This is a genomic window from Gammaproteobacteria bacterium (assembly GCA_035546635.1).
Classification (GTDB): Bacteria; Pseudomonadota; Gammaproteobacteria; order JAURND01; family JAURND01; genus DASZWJ01.
The window spans coordinates 26,427-46,914 of sequence record DASZWJ010000022.1 but is presented as its reverse complement, the minus strand read 5'-3'; the positions used below and the strand labels follow the sequence as shown (position 1 = coordinate 46,914).

The window sequence follows — 20,488 nt, the reverse complement described above, 5'->3', positions numbered from 1 at the left end:
TTTCTGCATAACACTCAGCACAGTATTCTGTTTCGGCTAAAAACCGAACAGGGCACCTGACGTGCCCTGTTGCAATCACTTTTTCGGGATAGCATACAAGGCTAACCTTCAACCCTGTCCATCCAATACCGCAGTATCGTCAACATAAGAAATTAAACTCACCCCAACAGCAGGAAAAGTTAAATCGAAGTGGCCGATGGTTGGCTTCAAAGCATTATCATTATTGCGCCAAAATATGCCTTTAACCAAATGAAATTGTGGGTTGCTAAAACTGACTGTCCGGTGCTCTTGATCCAGATTTACATCTACAGTCCCACCGCTTTCTGTAATTAGAGTACCCAGTTCACTGGGGCCTAAAATGCTCACGAAACAATGTGTCGTGGTTGCACCATTTAATCGCTGATTAATTAACTCATAGGAAAAATACCTGCCTGATTTAACATCAGCACTCGACCATACATCATATCTACCATTACACGTTAACAAACTCTCAACTCGCATATCGTTAGAATGAACCACCATGCCAATTTCACTTTCGGCATAAGCGCCAAGAACAAAGCATCCAAAAAATAATAGCAGAAATATTTTTTTCATTATTGTTATCCTGATAGTTTTGAGGGAATATAGAAATCACGATTAATGTGATTCCCGCTTTACAACATCACCACTACTCCCTACCAGGAAATCCAAATCAGCTCCCTGATCTGCCTGTGTGACATGATCGATATATAATTTCACATAGCCACGTTTAAAACCTAAATCTAATGGTTGCCAGCTAGCGCGGCGACTAGCCAATTCTTTATCTGTAACTTCTAACTGCAAACTACGTTTTTGAACATCGAGGCTAATCATATCGCCAGTTTTCACCAATGCCAAAGGACCACCAACAGCCGCTTCTGGACTGATATGCAGCACTACCGTGCCATAGGCAGTACCACTCATACGGGCATCGCTGATTCGCACCATATCGGTGCTACCTTGTTGCAATAACTTTTTGGGGATGGGCATGTTTCCAACTTCAGGCATACCGGGATAACCTTTAGGACCGCAATTTTTCAATACTAAAATGCTATCGCTGGTCACGGGTAAATCTGGATCGTCAATTTTCGCTTTTAGTTCTTCAATGGTTTCAAAAACATAAGCTGGACCGCGATGAGTTAATAAATGTTCAGACGCGGCAGAACGTTTAATGACAGCACCTTGTGGACAAAGATTACCGGTTAAAACCACGGTGGAACCGTGTTGATTCAATGGTTTTGTGCGAGAAAAAATCACTTCATCATTATAAATTTTAGCCCCTTTGACATTTTCGCCAAGGGTTTTGCCGGTGATGGTCAAAGCGTCACGATGCAACAAGTCTCCCAATTCTTCTATGACCGCAGGTAAACCACCGGCATAGAAAAAATCTTCCATTAAATATTGACCTGAGGGTTGTAAATTCACCAACAGCGGTACATCGCGCGTTAGGGTGTCAAAATCTGCTAGTGTCAATGGTATACCGGCGCGGCCAGCAATAGCCAAAAGATGCACGACGACGTTAGTTGAGCCGCCAATGGCCGCATTAACGCGGATGGTGTTTTCCAGAGATTTGCGTGTGATAATTTTGAGAATATTTAATTCTTCATACACCATTTCAACAATACGCTGCCCTGCTCTATGTGCTGATTGATAGCGGCGCGCATCGACTGCGGGAATTGCCGCTGAGCCGGTTAATTGTAGACCCATGGCTTCGGATAAATTAGTCATGGTCGACGCCGTACCCATGGTATTGCAGTGGCCGTGACTGCGCGACATACAGCCTTCAGCAGCAAAAAAATCCTGGGCACTCATCTCACCAGCACGAACCGCTTCGCTCAAACGCCAAACATCCGTGCCTGAACCTAAGTCTTTACCTTGATATTTACCATTTAACATCGGGCCGCCGCTAATGACTAGGCTGGGCAGGTTGACACTGGCAGCCCCCATAATTTGCGCTGGGGTGGTTTTGTCACATCCGCCTAATAAGACGACCCCATCGATGGGATAAGCGCGGATAGATTCTTCAACGTCCATGCTCATTAAATTGCGGAACAGCATGGCGGTGGGGCGCATTTGTGTTTCGCCTAGGGACATGGTGGGGAATTCTAAGGGGAAACCGCCGGCTTCCCAGACACCGCGTTTGACGGCTTCAGCGACTTCCCAGAGGTGGACATTGCAAGGGTTGAGTTCGGAAGCGCTATTGCAGATGCCAATGACGGGACGGCCGTCAAAGACATGATCGGGGAAGCCTTGGCTTTTCATCCAGGAGCGATGAATGAAACCGTCACGGTCGAGTTTGCCGTACCAATGACTGCTACGGAATTTTTTGGTTTTTTGGGTCATAGGGAGGGGCTCGCAATTTTTTGCTTTAAATGTGCTTAAAGGCATCAAACTTAATGGGTAGATATTTTGCTTGGGAAGATAATACTTTATGTGATGGGAGACTGCCAAGAATAACAAGTGAAAGCCGTAGCACTACCCCTTCCCTGATGGGCGCTTTGTTGAATAAATGAAGAGAGTTTCCTATGCCTAAGTGCAGTCCGCCTGAGATCCCGCGACTTGATCGCGGGATCTCAGACGGATAGCACTCAATAAAGATTGTCGCCCAATTTATTCAACAACCTCCTTGTGGGAAAAGGAAGTATAGATATTTAATCAGCTGCTACTTACCTGAAAACTATCACTTCTTCTGGCAAGAGTCGGCTTCTCCTCAGGTTTATCTATTGATTGTTTCCGCTGCGTAGCTACCGGAGAATTAAAAATAGACTGCTTCCGCTGTTGCACAGGCTTTGCCGGCGACCTTTTAAAACACGCAAAAACTGATTGCATAAAGGAAGGTTTCGCAACCGGTTTAGGTTTATCTTCATGAGCCTGACTAATAACTGGAGAAGTTTTTACAACTCTCTTCTTATCAGAGAATAGTTTATAGGTTACATCTTTAGCTTTGGTTTCAGCAGGAGCAACTGGCTCCAATGGAGGCTGTGCCATTGGCTTGGTTCTATCATTTCGGCGAAAGAAGCTCCAACATCCAGAAAAGAAAGCACCTGCTCTGGCGAAGAAACTTTGTTTAGGTGGAGGCGGCGCAACAGTCAGATCTAAAGTAACTTCTTCGCTTGAGCGTTTTTTATCCTCAAGATCACCTTTCAGTGTTGCTAATTCGTGAGCTACCTCACCTGTAGAAGTATAACCTACTGGCACAAAAGCATTATTTTTTTCTTGATAAACTAACTGCAAATTGCCAGAAACTTTTTTATCTTTACCCATACCACCAAGTGGCTTTTGCACATAATCACTCAACGTACATACTATATAAACTGAACCTTCCGATGTGCCAATTGTTACGTCATATTTTGTCGGTTGCAGGAAGTAACCGCGATTTTGAGCACAAACTGTGTTTATCGTCTTAGCCAGAGTTGTCCAAAGTTTTTGATCGAGAGAATTTAAAGCTTCTAAAGAAAAATCGACTTTCCAACGTTGGGATAAATACCCTCGAATCAATTCACACTCTTGTCTTTCAATAGCTTGCTTATCAGTTTTTTTCGGAGTATTTCTTCTCCGCTGTTCCAATTTTTGCAACTCTTTTTCTATTTTGGAAAATGCTAGAGAATCCTTCCCAAAAACCCCACGTGATACATCCTCAACAATTTTTCCTAGCTTTTCGCTGGCAGTCACCGTAACAAAACCTGTTTGCTCCCCTTGCTGCTCTTCATCAATAAATTGCAAATCTTTTGGATCTTTCAGTTTAAAGTGTCTGTGTTCGATTATGCTCATGGCTAGCTCCCCCTACGATATGCGTTATATTTCCTATTATAAAATACAATCATTAAGATTTTATTAATTAATCGCCTTATTCTACCAACTCTTCACGATATTTAATACAGGAGGAAATGCCACTCACTACCACAGCAAACCCACCTATAGCTAATAAAGCCATTGCCGTAGAAAAATCAATATCCTGATGCAGCCACCAACCTAGGCCGCCTAAAGACAAGCCTATGGCAATACCTATTAATTCATTTTTATAGACGCTAGAAAATTTAACTAAAGCGTTTATTCCTAGTTTTTCATATAACTTTTGATATTCGGGCCCGTCGGGGAGGTGGAAAGTCCAGCCGGTTTTGGGTGTCCATTGCATTTCTACTTCAAAGGGCTGCTCTAGCGGTATTAACTGAAATACCGCAGGAGGACCATTTTTACGTACACCCAAAGGTCCTTTGAACGTACAAATGATAAGCACCTGACCATTGCGTGTGGTTAAATTGATCTCTGGTTTACCCGAATTGATTAATTCGCGTTGTTTTCCATAGAAAATGGCTGCTTGTAGTAGATGGAAGCCAAATTTGATGACGCCTCGGGAATAGTTTTCCGATGTTTCTTTTAAGTTTTTTGCACGGTTATTGAACTCTGCGCTGGCCAAGGCGCTTAAAAAAAGTTCATTAAATTCATCAATACTGATAGTTATTCCCAACTCTTGAAAACTGCTAATAATGGCATGGGAGTATAAATCTCCTTTAAGTCCAATGGTTAAAATGTGTTGGAGATTTTCTTGGCTGAGTGTGGGAAATTTTTTTTGTAGCAACGTTTTTAAGGTTTGGAATATTCTATGTTCGATGATATTCGGGGTTTTGATTTTAAGCCAGGTGAGGAGATCACGTTTAAACATAGCCAATGGATCTGCTGGGTCTTTATCTTCTGGTGTATTGAGTTTTTTTAAATATTCTTGAGGGGATAGTGGAAGTATTTGAGATGCTGCACTACCGGTATTTGAGAGCTTTTTGCTGCTTCTTAATTTTGTTGTTATTTTTTTCATGCACAACTCCGGCAATTTTTCAATATAACTTGATGTTTTTGATTGTTTCATTTCTTCAAACCACGCTCTAGTACCCATTTATCAGACTGTTATAGTAATTGAAGTTTCTTAGGAAAATATTAATAAAGGAAGAAGTGGAGATTAAAGCTCTGTACTAGACAAAAAACGTCATTTACAAAAAAGCACTGTCATTCCCGCCTTCGCGCGGGAATGACAGTATTTTTTGTCTAGTACAGAGAAGCTAAGGTTATAGCTCATTAGAAGCCTCGACTAAGACCGAATCTTGCTGTAACAATTCCCAACCGGAATCTGGACGAAAACGCTCGCCATACTGTGCTTGTAAATTCTGCAGTTGTTCCACAATAACAGGAATGCCTTGATTCGCCGCATAATGCAATGGACCACCTCTGAAAGGTGCAAAGCCCGTACCAAAGATCATACCGGCATCTAACAGATCAGCATCGGCAACAATTTTTTCACGTAAACAGGCGACTGCTTCATTGAGTATACGCAGTATCAAACGATCACTGATGACGGCTGGGCTGATTGCAGCTTCGGTTACAGGCTGCTTGACCTTCTTACCATTGGCAAATTTATAAAAACCTTGACCGGATTTACGCCCCAATTCACCTTTAGCTACTTTTTGACGCAAACCTTCCGGTACCGCGCTACCGTACTGGCCTACCATAATTTCAGCAATTGCTAAGCACACATCCAAGCCCACTGTGTCAGCTAGCTCAACTGGGCCCATAGGCATACCGAATTTGACAGCGGCCGCATCGATATTAGCAGCGGGGATACCTTCTTCCAACATAAGCATAGCTTCTAATAAATACGGTAATAATATGCGATTCACTAAAAACCCTGGGTGGCTTTTTACCGGCAACGGCAAGCGATCAATGCTGCGCACAAAAGCAATGGCTTTATCTGCCATAGCGGGGTCGGTTTTATCACCGGTGACGATTTCTACCAATTGCATCATAGCGACGGGATTGAAGAAATGGATACCTACCAGGCGTTCAGGATTTTTCAGCACTTGATTTAATTCATCTAATGGCAAGCTGGAAGTGTTGGTGGCCAAAATCGCTTCGGGTTTCAACTGTGGTTCTATGGCCTGGTACAGGGCTTGTTTGATTTGTAAATTTTCTGAAATGGCTTCTATGACGACATCGGCATTGCGGACGCCTTGACCGGTCAGATCTGGGTTAAAGCGATCCATGGCGGCTTGCACTAAACGTGGCAATTTAAGTTTTTTTGAAAATAATTCATGTGCGCGTTTAATGGCTGGCGCAATTAACTCCGGGGTGCGATCTTGCAAGGTGACACGCATACCGCGCAATGCACACCAGGCGGCAATATCACCACCCATTGTGCCTGCGCCTATCACATGCACATGCTGGGCTTTAAAGCGCACGTCTTTGGCTAAACCTTTCAACCGGGTCTGTAGAAAAAATACCCGTACTAGATTGCGGCTGGTGGGTGTCATCATTAAATGGGCAATGGATTTAGCCTCATTTTCCATAGCTCGTTTGCCATAAGGACCGTCTTTGACCCAGTTTTTAACAATGGCATAGGGTGCAGGATAATGTTCAGGATTTACTTTCTCGGCTAATTTTTTATCTAGCATCTTTGCAACTAAAGGTCTGACCCAGCCATAGCTGGCCATTTCTTGTAGTAGTGATGGGCGATGTTTAGGGGGTTTATTTAATATATAATAACGTGCTGCCCGCGCTAATTGACGCGTGGGAACGGCGGCATCTACCAAACCCAGTTTGGCGGCTGTTCTGGCAGATACGGAGCGGCCGGATAAATTCAAATCCATAGCTGGGAATGCCCCGATCAAGCGGGGCAGGCGCACAGTGCCGCCCCACCCAGGATGCAAACCTAATTTCACTTCTGGAGCGCCTAATAATGTCTTAGGACCTTCGTCGGCGATACGGTAACGACAAGCCAGTACGAGTTCCAAACCGCCACCCAGACAAAAGCCTTCAATCATGGCAACGGTGGGAATTTTCAAGGCTTCGAGTTTATCAAATACGAGTTGCGCCTGGCGAATTAATTCGAAGGCTTCGGTTTCTGTTTGTAACTTCACAAATTGTTCGATATCAGCGCCAGCAATAAAACCAGATGATTTGGCAGAAGAAATAACCACACCGACGAGTTGTGGATCTTCTGCTATGCTCTTTAGTATCTCATCAAACTCTTGAATAACTTCCTGGTTTAAGGAATTGACAGCGGAATCCTTTCTATCGATGCTGAGCCATAGGATATGGTCTTCGTCGATATGCAATTTCCAGTTTTGATAGGTTGTTGAAAGCATATTTTAATCCCTTTTGTATAGTTCAATAATTTTTCTTCTTACAGCCATGGCTGTAAGAAGATGTATTGAGTTTTAAACTCTTTCCAGCAGCATGGCTCCGCCCTGGCCACCACCGATGCATAAAGTGGCAATTCCGCGCTTAGCATTTTTGCGCTTTAGCACATCTAGAAGGTGCAGTACTATTCTAGCGCCGCTTGCACCTACCGGATGGCCTAATGCAATGGCACCGCCATCTATGTTCAGGCGTTCCTGGTCTATTTTGCCTAACGCATCGGTAAGACCTAGATTTTTGCGGCAGAAATCAACATCTTCCCAAGCGGCAAGACAAGCTAGTACCTGCGCTGCGAAAGCTTCATTGATTTCCCAGTAATCTATATCGGCCAGCGTGAGTTGATTGCGCTCTAGCAAAGGAGTGCTAGCATAAACTGGCCCCAATCCCATCACTTCAGGTTCCAAACCCGCCCAATTCGTATCAATTAAACGGCCTAAAACCGGTAAATTATAACGTGCCACCGCTTCTTCGCTGGCCAGCAACAACAATGCTGCACCATCTGTAACCTGAGAACTATTGCCCGCGGTTACCATACCGAATTTTTTGTCAAAAAAAGGTTTGAGTTTAGCTAAGGCTTCTAAAGAGGAATCTGCTCTTACCCCATCATCTAATTCATAGAGATGTCCTTTATCGGTATAAATGGGCGTGACTTCATCAAAATTAGAATTTTGGGCAGCCACTACACGCTGATGGCTTCGCACCGAGAAAGCGTCCATTTGTTCACGGGTAATATGAAATTGATAGGCCAGATTTTCTGCAGTCTGTCCCATATTCAAACCAACCACTGGATCGCTCAAGCCATGCAGTAAAGAAATGATGGGTTTTAGGAAATGTGGTCTGATATCGGCTAATAGTTTTAAACGAGTGCCGAAACGCCGCGCCATACTCCATTCTGCAAACCAATTCACCATAGACGCGTTCCATAATAAAGGCGCACGGCTCATGGCTTCTGTGCCACCTGCCAGCACCAAATCATGGCGTCCGAGGGCAATATCCTGGGCGGCACAATCGATGGCTTGCATGGCAGAGCCGCAGTTACGCTGGACTGTCCAAGCAGGAACTTTTTTACCGCAACCCAAACGTAATGACACTATGCGACCAATATTGGCTTCATCGGGGCTGGGTATCATGCAACTGATGATGACTTCATCTAAGTCACTTGGAGCAAACGGCTGATTGAGCAGCAATGCTTTACCCGCACTAACGGCTAAATCAGAAGCGGAAAAAGGGCCGGGTTTTCCACGGACTTTTAAAAAAGGGGTTCTCAATCCGTCGATGATATAAACCGGGCGGGTTTGGGTAGTTGCCATATGTTTATTTCTCCTGTCTTTAATCTTTTGGTGAGTGTTTGAGTTGTCACCCTGAGCGCAGAAATTCATCCACTTGCACAGCATCCCAACGTCTATCCAGCATTTCCTTAAGTAATTTTATTTCATCAGACGATAGAATGCCTGCTTGCTCTGCCAGGGTAATTCGCTCTTCAAGACTAGCATGACCGTGGCCTACCCCGCTTTCTGACAGTGCATGGTGTAATTTGTTTAATGCAGCATTTGCCGCTTCAATGGCACAGAAGGCAGTCTCTATCGTGCCCGTTGCACCCCCTGTGCCTTGACCTATGTAGCAATATTCACTCAACCGATCACGTTGCAATGAATTATGCATTAAAGCTGTGGCTATTCTCTGCTCCAGTTTATCCAGAGGTAAACGGTAACGTTTACCCCAGGGAAAAATAATGAAGCGCAACACACCTGCTACCCAGCGCGGCGTCAAGTTGTGAAACAAGCCATTAAACGCATTTTGAATATCAAATAAGCATTTTTCCAATGACCATTGTAGAAACGGCCAGTCCTCCTGGGATTGATTATGATCTTGATAATATTTTATCACCGAAGAGGCTAGATAGAGTTGACTCAATATATCACCTAAACGTGCTGAAAGGCGTTCTTTTCGTTTTAATTTTCCGCCAAGAATAAACATGGTAATGTCCGCTGAAAATGCTAAAGCAGCGCTCATGCGTGTGAGTTGTTGGTAATACTTAGTTAAAAGATGACTGTTTTTAGGCACAGTAATTAGATAGCCGCCAGTCAAACCATAAGCCAGGACACGCGCAAACTGGCTAACCACATAACCAATATGCCGGCACAATAGCTTATCAAACTGGCGTACACGTTTTTTAAGATCGGGTTCAGCTAGCGTGGCGATTTCATCTTTTATAAAAGGATGGCTGCGGATAGCGCCTTGTCCAAAGATAATTAAATTGCGCGTCAGCAAGTTAGCACCTTCTACCGTAATGCATATCGGTACAGCCTGGTACAAATGCCAAAGGTAATTGCGCGGCCCCGATTGAATACCTCGTCCACCATGTATATCTAGCGCATCGTTGACAATCACACGGCTCATTTCCGTCAAATGGTACTTAGTTATCGCCGCAGCCAAAGCTGGTCGAGTGCCGGCATGAATCCCGCATAAGGTGAAATGCCGTGTAGCCTCACATAAATAGGTCAGACCGCCAATACGCGCCAAAGCTTCCACTACACCTTCAAATTGGCCAATGGGGACATTGAATTGTTCTCTAATCCGCGCATAGGCACCGGTCATGCGATAACACAGTTTGGCAATGCCCGTGCTTAATGCCGGCAAAGAAACCCCCCGTCCACCGGCTAGTGCTTCCATCAGCATACGCCAACCTTTGCCTCGCATATTTGCACCGCCAATAATGAAATCCAGAGGCACAAAGACATCTTTTCCACGCGTAGGCCCGTTTAAAAAGGCTAAACCTGCTGGCTGGTGGCGTGAACCCATTTCAACCCCGGGCAATCCGGTGGGGACTAAACATAAGGTGATGCCTATGGATTCTGTATCGCCCAATAAGTGGTCAGGGTCATACATTTTGAAAGCTAAGCCCAGTAAAGTCGCAATGGGCGCCAAGGTAATATAGCGTTTGTTCCAATTCAAACGAATGCCCAATACTTCCCTACCCTCAAATACGCCTTCACAGACTATGCCAGTATCTGGAATGCTACTGGCATCACTTCCTGCTGTGGGCGCAGTCAAGGCAAACGCGGGGATTTCTTCGCCACGTGCTAAGCGTGGTAAATAATATTGTTTTTGCGCTGTGGTGCCATAATGTTGTAAGAATTCTCCCGTTCCCAAGGAATTAGGTACCATCACAGTGATAGCAGCACTGGTGCTACGCGTAGCCAGTTTTGCCACAATTTGTGATTGTGCTAAAACTGAAAAACCTAAACCGCCGTAGGCTTTATCAATGCTGATGCCAAAAAACCCTTGTTGTTTTAGATAGTCCCAGATTGCTTGAGGAAAATCCTGTCCGTGTTGGGTGGCATGCCAGTCATCTAATAATGCGCAAAGTTTTTCAACTTGGGTGTTTAAAAAAGCTTGTTCTGTTGCGCTGAGCGTAGGGGTTTTGATGGTCTTAAGTTTGTTCCAATCAGGACGTCCGCAAAACAGCTCTTTTTCCCACCAAACATCTCCTGCTTCCAATACTTCGCGTTCAGTGCGACTGATCGTGGGTAAATTTTTCTGGAAATATTTCAAAAGTGCTGGGCTGATAAAATGCGTGCGTAGCCAAGGTGCATTGAATAAGATAGCTGGAACTAAAAAAATTAACCAAAATATGGCTAATACTGGCGAGGCAAAGGCTCCCCAGAATGTCAGGAGTAGAAGGATGATTGCTATCAGCGGCGCCCATATTCTAGGAGATACCTGGAAAAAAGCCATTACCCAGATTACTGCAATCAATATCATGATTTCTATGAATGACATATGAATGATCCCGGTTTGTAGATTAAACACTGCATCCCCTCTCCTCTTGTGGGGGAGAGTTAGGGAGAGGGGATTACAGTGCTTAATCTAGCCCATGTACAGAGGAAGAAGTATTTTGCATAGATACCTATCTTATGGCCTGCGAACCCTTTTTCTAAGGAGCAAATCGCTCGTAAAGATAACGCGCCACGGCACGCAGTGCACAAGCCTCGCCGCCTTCAGGCGCTGCGGGTTTAGAGCTGGTATTCCAAGCCATAATATCAAAGTGAGCCCAGGCAATATCATCTGGAACGAATTCTTTTAGAAAAACTGCTGCAGTAATGGCTCCGGCATAAGGTGCTTGAGATGAATTAGTCAGGTCAGCAATTCTGCTATCCAACATTTTTCGATAAGGTGCATGAATAGGCAAGCGCCAAAGCAGATCGTTCTCCGCCTTCCCACAAGCCATTAAACTAGCCGCCAATTCGTCATCCGGTGTAAAAAGCGCAGCGATATCCGTCCCCAAAGCAACTCGCGCTGCACCGGTCAAGGTAGCAAAATCCAGTAACAACTCAGGTTTTTCCGTTGCCGCTTCATGCAGTGCATCGCTTAATACCAAACGACCCTCAGCATCTGTGTTAGTGACTTCGACGGTGAGTCCTTTGCGTGTGACCAGCACATCACCTGGATGATAAGAATCGCCTGAAACCGCATTTTCCACAGCAGGAATCAATACACGCAGGTTGACCGGTAATTTTAGTGCCATGATAATTCGTGCCAACCCAAGCACATGCGCAGCACCAGCCATGTCTTTTTTCATCAAAGCCATGCTCGATGCATTCTTGATATCCAACCCTCCCGTGTCAAAACACACCCCTTTACCCACTAAAGTGACCTTAGGATGACTGGGATTACCCCAATGCAGATCAATCAAACCAGGGGGATGTTGACTGGCACGGCCAACCGCGTAGATCGTGGGGTAACCAGCTTTTAACAATTCATCGCCAAAAATGTGTTTTACTTTGCCACCCAATTCTTCAGCCACATGCGAAGCTGCCTCCATTAAATCACCAGGGGTCATATCATCGGCAGGTGTATTAATCAAATCCCGGACCAGATAAATGGCTCTCAGCACAGCTTCTAAATATGCACTATGGACATCATTCTCAGACAAATAGAGTTTTGCTTCTAGAGGAGGAAATTTTTTAAAGGGGGTAAACTGATAGCTGGCCATGCCCCAAGCTAAAAAAGCCTGGTAATATTGTTCTTTATCAAATGCTGCGGCAATTTTGTAGTGCCCCTTGGGCAAATTGACTGCCAATTGTCCGAATACAGCTAAATCTTTAGCATGGGTCATGCCCAATAACACTTTTTCAAGCTTACCCGTTGCATCACACAACAAACCAAATGTACCGGATTTAGCGCGAAAACCTATTGAATTTACCCAATTTTTAACCCTTTCTTCCTGTTGTTCTGACCAATTGGCCAATTGATCCTCATAAATCGGGATAATGGGAACAGCGCCTTCTTCCATCTGGGTAAAGCAATTTAGCATAATAAATTCCTATGAAGTTTTGTCTTACCATTTTATTGCCAAAGCGATTACAAGGCAATCAAAGGGATACTGCTTCTTATAGCCATAACTTTTTTCCTTCTCTCCTTGTGGGAGAAGGAAAAACGCCACGGCTGTAAGAGGACTAACGCTTATCCCACTGATGTGCTAAAATATAGTCAATATTCAATCATTTATTTAAGATAGGATACAATGAAAAAATCACGCGCTCCCCATTATTCCAGCTATGCCAGAACCATAGTGAGCGAACTGAAAACACTCTCTAATCTCATTCGAAAATATTCATTATCCGAACCTCAAGAGGCGCCAAATGCCGCTGACACATTAAATCTCTTAAGTGCCAAACAAATCATAGATTCTCAGCTTAATCCACAAAATGCTATCAAACCCTGTTTGGCAGCTTACGCCTATGTAGTCAGAGTCCACCGTGACATTATTAATACGATGGAACAGGCTAATACGCAACGACGTATCCTCAAAGATAGCCTGACTAAATTACGTGATCGCTTGCCTTCAGTCACGATTCCCGTGCAGCACAAAGATTTACAAGAATCCATCAACACCTTGGAAAAAGCCTATAAGAAAACTATTGAGACACAAAAAGAATTACCGGAACTGGAATCACGTCTTGCTGTGTTCGAAAAGAAGTTGGAAAAATTAACTAAAGAGCTGGATAAAGAGTGGGATGATTATAGAATGAAATTCATCCAACAAATGATTACTGAGCTACAAGATGCTGGATATAATTTAAATGAAGAAGAAATCACGGATTTAAAAGCACAGCAACCTTGGCCAGAAATTCTGACACGATTTAAAGCACGAGGCATCACGGTGCCGGCTAAGTTGCAAGTTGATGACCCCGATTATACAACTTATTTTAAATTAAAAGCTTATATCGTCATTCATGCCTTCCTGGAGCGGCGCATGCTGCCCAACACTCCAGAAGAAGTGACTAAAATCCTGAAAAACCTATTAAAGAGTTAAATTATGGCCATGACCGCACAAGAAGTAGGTAAAAATCTAGCTGAATCAGGTAGACAAAAATTAAGAGCCTTATTAGATGATGTAAAAATAGGCGTCGAAGAACCGTTTGCGGCAATATTTAAGACTTTGGCATTTGAAAGTGCAAGTTCAAAAGATATCCTTGCAAAGCAGCATCTGTTATCTGAAGAAGAACTTAAAGAGGCCAACCTGCCAACTGAAGGTATGGGACCTACCGCCGGATCGAGTGGACCTGGGCTCTAAGAGAGTTGCATAAATAAACTTCCGACAACACGGACAAGCACTATATCCCCTCTCCCACAAGGGGAGAGGGGGTTACAGCACTTACTCTTACCTCTACACCCCACAAAGCAACAAGAGGCATAGATATTTATGCAACAACGTCCTTTGAAAAAGTGGGTGAGCTCCCAAGGTGACAGGGGAACAGGGGATATAGCGCAAAAGAATAGGTGCAACACGAATCATGCTCCTGCCTAGTCCTAATTCCAATTAACATTAAACCCATGACCCAACTCCTTCTCATCATCTTAGCCCTATTACTGGTGGCACTTAACGGATTCTTCGTTGCAGCAGAATTTGGCCTGGTTAAATTACGCAATACCCGCATACAAGCCATTAAAGCTGTTTATGGTAAACGCGGCGAAATTTTGGAACGGGTTCATACACATCTAGACGCCTATTTATCCGCCTGCCAGCTCGGCATTACTTTAGCATCACTGGGATTAGGCTGGATTGGCGAACCTGCTTTTGCACGGCTGTTAGAACCACTCTTGCATGAAGTGGGCATTTTTTCCGAAAGAGCAGTCGCCGGCATCGCATTTTTTCTCGCCTTCTTCATTATTTCTTTTCTACATATTGTCGCAGGAGAGCTCGCTCCCAAATCCTTAGCCATTCGTCAGCCACAAAAAATTTCGCTGTGGACATCTTTGCCTTTGTATTATTTTTATTGGCTTATGTATCCGTTTATTTGGTTATTAAATAAAAGCGCTAATTTAATATTGAAATTTTTGGGAACTGCCGCCAAACCTGAAACTGAAAGCGTGTATTATTCATCTGATGAACTAAAATTAATACTCCACGGCAGCCATACCCACGGGGAGCTTGAGGAAGAAGAACATGAAATTTTAGATAATGTCTTGGATTTCGCTGATTTAAAAGTGGCTGATATCATGCGCCCCATAGAAGAAATGGTCGCTTTATCACTCAATTGTGCTTTTGATGCGAATGTTACCACTATGAGCCAACATCGCTTTAGCCGTTATCCCGTTTATGAAACTGATCCTCAGCATATGATGGGTGTCGTGCATGTAAAAGATATTTTCTTTAAGCAAACGCGTGAACCTTCCTTGGCCGAGCTGATGCGACCCATATTAACTGTGGGTACTGACTTGTTGGCTTTGAACTTGTTCCGCAGGTTTCGTGCGGGTTTAACCCATTTTGCTGTGGTTAAACATAGCGGGACTTTAGTGGGTTTTGTGACCTTGAATGATATTTTAAATGCGTTGCTAGGTCAGATTCATGATGAATTCAGTAAATCTACGCCAGACTGGTTAACTACAAAAGACGGCGCTTTATTAATGCGAGGTAATGCGCCTTTGTATCTTTTGGAAAAAGCTTTGCATATTACTTTACCTGAAATGGAAGCAAATACTATTGCGGGTCTGTTATTATCGACGCTGGAACGTTTACCTAAGCCGCATGAACGGGTTAGTTTTGAGCAGTTTGATATTGAGGTTTTAAAAATTAAGGGACCGAAGATTTTATTGGTGAAAATTATAACTACTATTTCTCCCCCTTTGAAAAAGAGGAAGGAATAGTAGTTACTTTTAAACAAATGGAGCACAAATTCAATGTTCAGTTTTGCAAAAAAACCACTCAACCTAATTGGCATTCTCCGCGATGGCTTCAACCTTTATAAAACCAGTTTTACTAGTATTTGGCGTTGGCAATTACTCTGGCTGTTACCGATGGTATTTCTACCTGCCTCATCCAGCTTAAACACAACCGGAACGATGAATGTTTTGACTACCCCACTCAATACTCCTTCTTTTAGCTGGTTAATGATTTTATATTCTATCGTGGTTTTGCTGATTACCATCTATGGCGAAATCTTTATTCTAAGTCGTATTTACAATATCGGTACACAGAAACCTCTCAATGCAGGAGCATCTTTGCGACTAGCCAAAGATAAGTTTTTGCCGATACTGGGTGGTTATGTAATCACTTGGTTAATTTTACTAGCATTATTTATTGTTGCAGGACTCATTTTTGGTTTGATTTATTTTCTCATTTCACTGGTCAGCAGCGGGCATTCAGGTTATTCGCTGATTATTATGATGACTACTTTGATGATTGTCATCGGAGTGTTTCTCGTCATATTAATGTTCTTTTTTAATTTATTCATCTTATTGGAAAATACCAAAATTGTGCAAGCTATCAAAGCTAGCGTCCAATTGGTCTGGGGAAATTGGTGGCGAACCTTTGCAGTGATATTAGTACCAGCGGTAGTGATATTTTTACTGGTACAAATTGTAAACTTCCTGGTGGGTTTGGTTATGCCCAGAGTGTATGTCGCAAATAATATCGCCAACTTATGCCTACTAACGTTCCTATATCCTTGGTTCAGCTCAGTGATTTTAGTGCAGTTTAATGATTTAAAATTACGTAGATTAAATAGTCAACCCAAATAAATAGCAAGTACATCTTTTTTCATTTCAAAGGAGTGAACCTTTACAGTCAATAGACACAGCGTGGTAATGACAAGCTAAATAGATGCTGAGCTATTCTAACCCATGAGGTATTTTATGCCTAGAACACCGATGACCCCAGAAAGAGAAAAAAAACTAAAACTAGAAAAAGGATCACCAATTAGAAGATCCAGTGTATCCGACGCTATATCCAATACATACTTCACTCCCCAAACCCAAACTCCACGATCATCCAATCCAGATAGGAAGAAAGAAGAAGTCACTCCTTCGCACAAATTAGGAATCGATTACTATAACTTAGCATTAAATCATGAAGAAGGTAACGGTGTTGACAAAGATCTAAAAAGAGCTCTGCATTTTTATCATTTAGCCGCCGACCAAAGACACCCAAAGGCACAAAATAAATTAGGTCTGCGTTATCTACGCGGCGATGGCGTTGAAAAAGATTTATCAAAAGCCGTGCGTTTATTTCAATCATCTGCTAACCAACAAGATGCTGAAGGTCAATATCAACTAGGACTATGCTTGCTAGATGGTGTAGGTGATTTAAAAAAAGATAGCAAAGCAGCGATCAGCTATTTAACACGCGCTACTCAGCAGCAGCATAAATCCGCTTTAAAAAAATTAATTGAAATACTACCAAACAGTCATCGAGATAATCCCGAAGAACTCTATAAGTTAGCAATGTGTTTTGAAGGTGGCATTAATGTAAAAAAAGATATACCAGAAGCGATGCGATTATATAAATTAGCTGCATTGAAAAGTGCAGAAGGCATACACCTACATAAACTGGCGGCTGCTCACGGAGATTCGGCGGCAGAATGTCGTTTAGGCAAATTTTATGAACGAGGGCTAGGTGTTGAAGTAGATCTCAAACGTGCTGTGAAATATTACGCTTTAGCGGCTAGCCATGGAAATATTGAAGCACAAAATCATTTAGGACGTTGTTATTACGAAGGTATCGGTGTGGCAAAAGATGTTAAACAAGCTGCGCTTATTTATGAAGCCATTCCCCACGCTGAATTAACTCCAACATCTAAAATTAATCTTGGATTTTATTATTTACTAAATCCAAAACCAAACATAAGACCACGTATATTCCAATTGTTTAGTGAAGCAAGTGACTATAATTATGATGCGAAACTTTCTTTAGGCTTTTGTTATGAAAAAGGCATAGGCATATTTCAAGATAGAAAAGCAGCTATACGCTATTATACAGAGGTCTGGGAGCATGGAAGACAAACCGAAGCCTTACATAGATTAGGATATTGTTATCAACAAGAAGCTAAAGCAGGAAAACCAAATGCTGATCTCAAAGCGGTTGAATATTATAAACAATGTTGTGATAACCTGAGCGCTGAAGATGATGCAGAAAAAATAGAAGAAGTTTGCGGGCAATTATTGGCATTAGCTACTGAACACAACAGTCGACCTGCTCTTGAGCAATTAGTAGATATCTGCTTGCACAAATTAACCGATCGCTCAAAAATATATCATTACATACAACCGGCGGCCGGTTTAGGACATGCCTTGGCACAAAATAAGCTAGGAGAATGGTTGGAAGCAGGCGATCCTTCCATCAACATAGTTCCAGATCAAAAAACAGCTAGACTATATTACCAAGCGGCTGCTAATCGAAATAATGCAAAAGCTATGTATAATTTGGCACGTTGTTACCAACATGGTATAGGTGGTGAAAAAAACCAAATCATAGCTACAGCCTGGTATAAGGATTCTGCCAATCAGGGTAATACCGATGCAATGTATCATTTTGCACATTGCCTACGTCAAGGCAGAGGAATCGAGAAAGATATATCTGAAGCTTTACGCTGGTATTGGTGTGCAGCTGAACAAAGCCCAGGCCATGCAAAAGCGCAGAATGAGCTTGCTCTTATTTATGAACAAGGCAATGAAGTTAACAAAGACATAAAAGAAGCCATACGTTTATACAAATGCGCAGCTGGACAAGGCTATCCTCCAGCGCAATATAATTTAGCTAACTGTTATGCGGAAGGCTGTGGTGTTACACAAGACCTAAAAGAGGCAGCACGTTTATATCAATTAGCTGCTGAAAAAGGCCATACTAAATCACAATTTAGTTTAGGTATCTGTTATGAACAGGGATACGGTGTAGAAAAAGATGCAAAGGCAGCAATCGGTTTATATAAATTAGCAGCTGATGCTGGACTAGATAAAGCTCAGTATTATCTTGGGAAGTGTTATTCCACTGGCGTTGCTGAAGCGGAGTTGGAAAAAGATCCAGAAGAAGCCAAAAAGTATTTTAAGTTATCTGCTGAACAGGGATATACAGAAGCCAAAAAAAGTTTAAGTAAACTAACACCTGGAAGTTTAGAGCGTTTTTTTAGAAGGTCTAAAAAGACTCCGCAACCACTACCTCCTAAAACACAATCATCTTCACTTGAAACAACTTTGAAGGTATCCCCCACGGGTATCATTGATTCTGGGCATTGAAGTCATGGTTATGCTCAAAACGTTTGCTGCAGCACAATTACATCCAGTACACAAATACAAACAATAGCAACCATACCACGTCTACAAAGTGCCAATACCACGACACCGCCTCAAAAGCGAAATGGCTGTGCTGATCAAAATGGTGTTTATAAATACGGAAAAAAATGACGATCAGCATGATCGTGCCAATGGTGACGTGCAGTGCGTGAAAGCCGGTCAGCATGAAAAAGGTCGTACCGTAAATGCCTGAACCTAAGGTTAAGCCTTTTTCCAAATAGGCGATGGTATATTCGTGTGCTTGCATGGTAAGAAAGCAAATACCCAGAAGCGCAGTTAAAGCTTGTGCAATCAAGGCTTGCATGCGACGGTTTTGCAGTATACCCCAATGTGCTACAGTGATGGTGACACCGCTGGTCAACAGGATAAGGGTATTCAATGCTGGCAAACCCCAAGTTTCCATCACGCTTTTGGGCGCAACAAATAAGCTGGGATCGGGGTTATGTAATACCGGCCAGGTGGGATTGAAATTAGGCCATAATAATATATGGGTCATTACACCATGCCCCTCTCCACCTATCCAAGGCACAGAGAGAACTCGCGAATAGAATAACGCGCCAAAAAATACACCAAAGAACATGACTTCTGAAAAAATGAACCAACACATGCCTAAGCGAAATGACATGTCTATGTGTTTATTATCGTATAGGCCATGCTGATTTTCGCGTATGACTGTGCCAAACCAACCAAATATCACAAAAATGATGATGGCTACGCCCAGAAAAAATATATACGGACCATAGTAGACACTGTGTAACCAGTTTGCTGCACCAAACATGATACAAAATAAACCGATTGAGCCTATGATAGGCCAAAAGCTTGGGTCTGGTAGGTAATAACCACCTTTGGTTGGTTGTGACATTTTTTTATTCCTCAAAAAACTTTTACTACCACTATTATATTAGTCATTTAACCAGGAATTCCCGCTGTTACACAGCGAGAATTCCTTCCCTGATTTGATGCTGCGCGCGAAACAAGTTCGCGCTTGCAGCCAAGGGGGAGAATCGCGATTCTCCCCCTTGGCAAACCCCCATCGCGCAAGGAAATTCCCGCTAAGTCAAAGAATTATAAATTTCTGAAGGGCGGGAATTGCTGTTATTTAATCTTACCAATCTCATCTGGATTAGCCGTTTTTTTCATCCCGGTAACATCAAATAAAGTATAGGCTAAAGTCACCGTCTTAACATCTTTGGGTAAATCTCGATCCAGATGGAACAAAAGTGGCATATCCATGCTTTCATTGCTATTTAAAGTCTGTTGAGCGAAACAAAAGCATTCGGTTTTTTTCAAATATTTAGCAGCTACCCCAGGGCTCACGCTGGGTACGGCTTGAACCGTCATAGGATGATCGGACAGATTCTTCGCAAAATAAGCTATCTTAGCATTTTCACCTGGATGCACTTCGATACTGGTGCGATAGGGGTGGAACTTCCAGGGAAGATTGGCATTATTCGTTGCCAAAAATTGTACGGTAATCGTTCTGGATTCATCTACTGCTGAAACCGCAACCGGTGCCACCATGCCGCTAGTTTTACCATTAAATCCCAGTTTTTGACACAATACGTTGTATAAGGGTACCAATGCATAGCCAAAACCAAACATGAACACGGCACAGACTAATAATATAATCACCAGACGCTTGCTGCTTTTAGTTCGTGGTCGATTGCTAGCAGGTGCAGACTCAGGCATGGTTCTCTCGTATAAATAAAAAAAT

15 protein-coding genes are annotated in these 20,488 nt (G+C 42.9%); 5 read left to right on the top strand and 10 right to left on the bottom strand.

The features are described 5' to 3' along the window. Window positions 1-108: 108 nt before the first annotated feature. The 8 genes from VHE99_05750 to VHE99_05715 all read right to left on the bottom strand — a co-directional run bounded on the left by VHE99_05750 (window position 109) and on the right by VHE99_05715 (window position 12,517). Window positions 109-594 carry a hypothetical protein gene (locus VHE99_05750; GenBank protein ID HVV68521.1) on the bottom strand — a complete coding sequence of 162 codons (486 nt, stop codon included), beginning with the start codon at window positions 592-594 and terminating at the stop codon, window positions 109-111. 42 nt (window positions 595-636) lie between these two features. Next, window positions 637-2,361 carry an IlvD/Edd family dehydratase gene (locus VHE99_05745; protein HVV68520.1) on the bottom strand — a complete coding sequence of 575 codons (1,725 nt, stop codon included), beginning with the start codon at window positions 2,359-2,361 and terminating at the stop codon, window positions 637-639. Between the two features lie 312 nt (window positions 2,362-2,673). Then, on the bottom strand, window positions 2,674-3,789 hold the full coding sequence (locus tag VHE99_05740) for a hypothetical protein (protein HVV68519.1): 1,116 nt from the start codon (window positions 3,787-3,789) through the stop codon (window positions 2,674-2,676). Between the two features lie 76 nt (window positions 3,790-3,865). Further along, a complete protein-coding gene (locus VHE99_05735) occupies window positions 3,866-4,879 on the bottom strand; it encodes a hypothetical protein (GenBank protein HVV68518.1) in 1,014 nt (337 codons plus the stop codon). A gap of 196 nt (window positions 4,880-5,075) precedes the next feature. Further along, on the bottom strand, window positions 5,076-7,148 hold the full coding sequence (locus VHE99_05730; GenBank protein HVV68517.1) for a 3-hydroxyacyl-CoA dehydrogenase NAD-binding domain-containing protein: 2,073 nt from the start codon (window positions 7,146-7,148) through the stop codon (window positions 5,076-5,078). A gap of 72 nt (window positions 7,149-7,220) precedes the next feature. Then, window positions 7,221-8,510, bottom strand: a complete 1,290-nt coding sequence (locus tag VHE99_05725; protein HVV68516.1) for an acetyl-CoA C-acetyltransferase — start codon at window positions 8,508-8,510, stop codon at window positions 7,221-7,223. A gap of 46 nt (window positions 8,511-8,556) precedes the next feature. Beyond that, entirely contained in the window at window positions 8,557-10,983 is a 2,427-nt protein-coding gene (locus VHE99_05720) for an acyl-CoA dehydrogenase (GenBank protein ID HVV68515.1), read from the bottom strand. Window positions 10,984-11,137: 154 nt separating this feature from the next. Next, a complete protein-coding gene (locus VHE99_05715) occupies window positions 11,138-12,517 on the bottom strand; it encodes a leucyl aminopeptidase family protein (GenBank protein HVV68514.1) in 1,380 nt (459 codons plus the stop codon). A 210-nt stretch (window positions 12,518-12,727) separates the two neighbouring features. Between VHE99_05715 and VHE99_05710 the strand changes: the two genes are divergently transcribed. The 5 genes from VHE99_05710 (at window position 12,728) to VHE99_05690 (ending at window position 18,717) form a co-directional block, all read left to right on the top strand. After that, complete coding sequence (locus VHE99_05710) at window positions 12,728-13,519, top strand: hypothetical protein (GenBank protein ID HVV68513.1); 792 nt, start codon at window positions 12,728-12,730, stop codon at window positions 13,517-13,519. A 3-nt stretch (window positions 13,520-13,522) separates the two neighbouring features. Further along, window positions 13,523-13,780 carry a hypothetical protein gene (locus VHE99_05705; protein ID HVV68512.1) on the top strand — a complete coding sequence of 86 codons (258 nt, stop codon included), beginning with the start codon at window positions 13,523-13,525 and terminating at the stop codon, window positions 13,778-13,780. Between the two features lie 260 nt (window positions 13,781-14,040). After that, complete coding sequence (locus VHE99_05700; protein HVV68511.1) at window positions 14,041-15,354, top strand: hemolysin family protein; 1,314 nt, start codon at window positions 14,041-14,043, stop codon at window positions 15,352-15,354. A 33-nt stretch (window positions 15,355-15,387) separates the two neighbouring features. Then, window positions 15,388-16,227, top strand: a complete 840-nt coding sequence (locus VHE99_05695) for a hypothetical protein (GenBank protein HVV68510.1) — start codon at window positions 15,388-15,390, stop codon at window positions 16,225-16,227. A 114-nt stretch (window positions 16,228-16,341) separates the two neighbouring features. Beyond that, window positions 16,342-18,717, top strand: a complete 2,376-nt coding sequence (locus VHE99_05690) for a tetratricopeptide repeat protein (GenBank protein HVV68509.1) — start codon at window positions 16,342-16,344, stop codon at window positions 18,715-18,717. Between the two features lie 37 nt (window positions 18,718-18,754). Here VHE99_05690 and VHE99_05685 read toward each other — a convergent pair whose 3' ends face one another. After that, window positions 18,755-19,636 (bottom strand): cytochrome c oxidase subunit 3, encoded by an 882-nt coding sequence (locus VHE99_05685; protein HVV68508.1) that lies wholly within the window; start codon window positions 19,634-19,636, stop codon window positions 18,755-18,757. A 233-nt stretch (window positions 19,637-19,869) separates the two neighbouring features. After that, a complete protein-coding gene (locus VHE99_05680) occupies window positions 19,870-20,463 on the bottom strand; it encodes a cytochrome c oxidase assembly protein (protein ID HVV68507.1) in 594 nt (197 codons plus the stop codon). Between the last annotated feature and the right edge of the window lie 25 nt (window positions 20,464-20,488).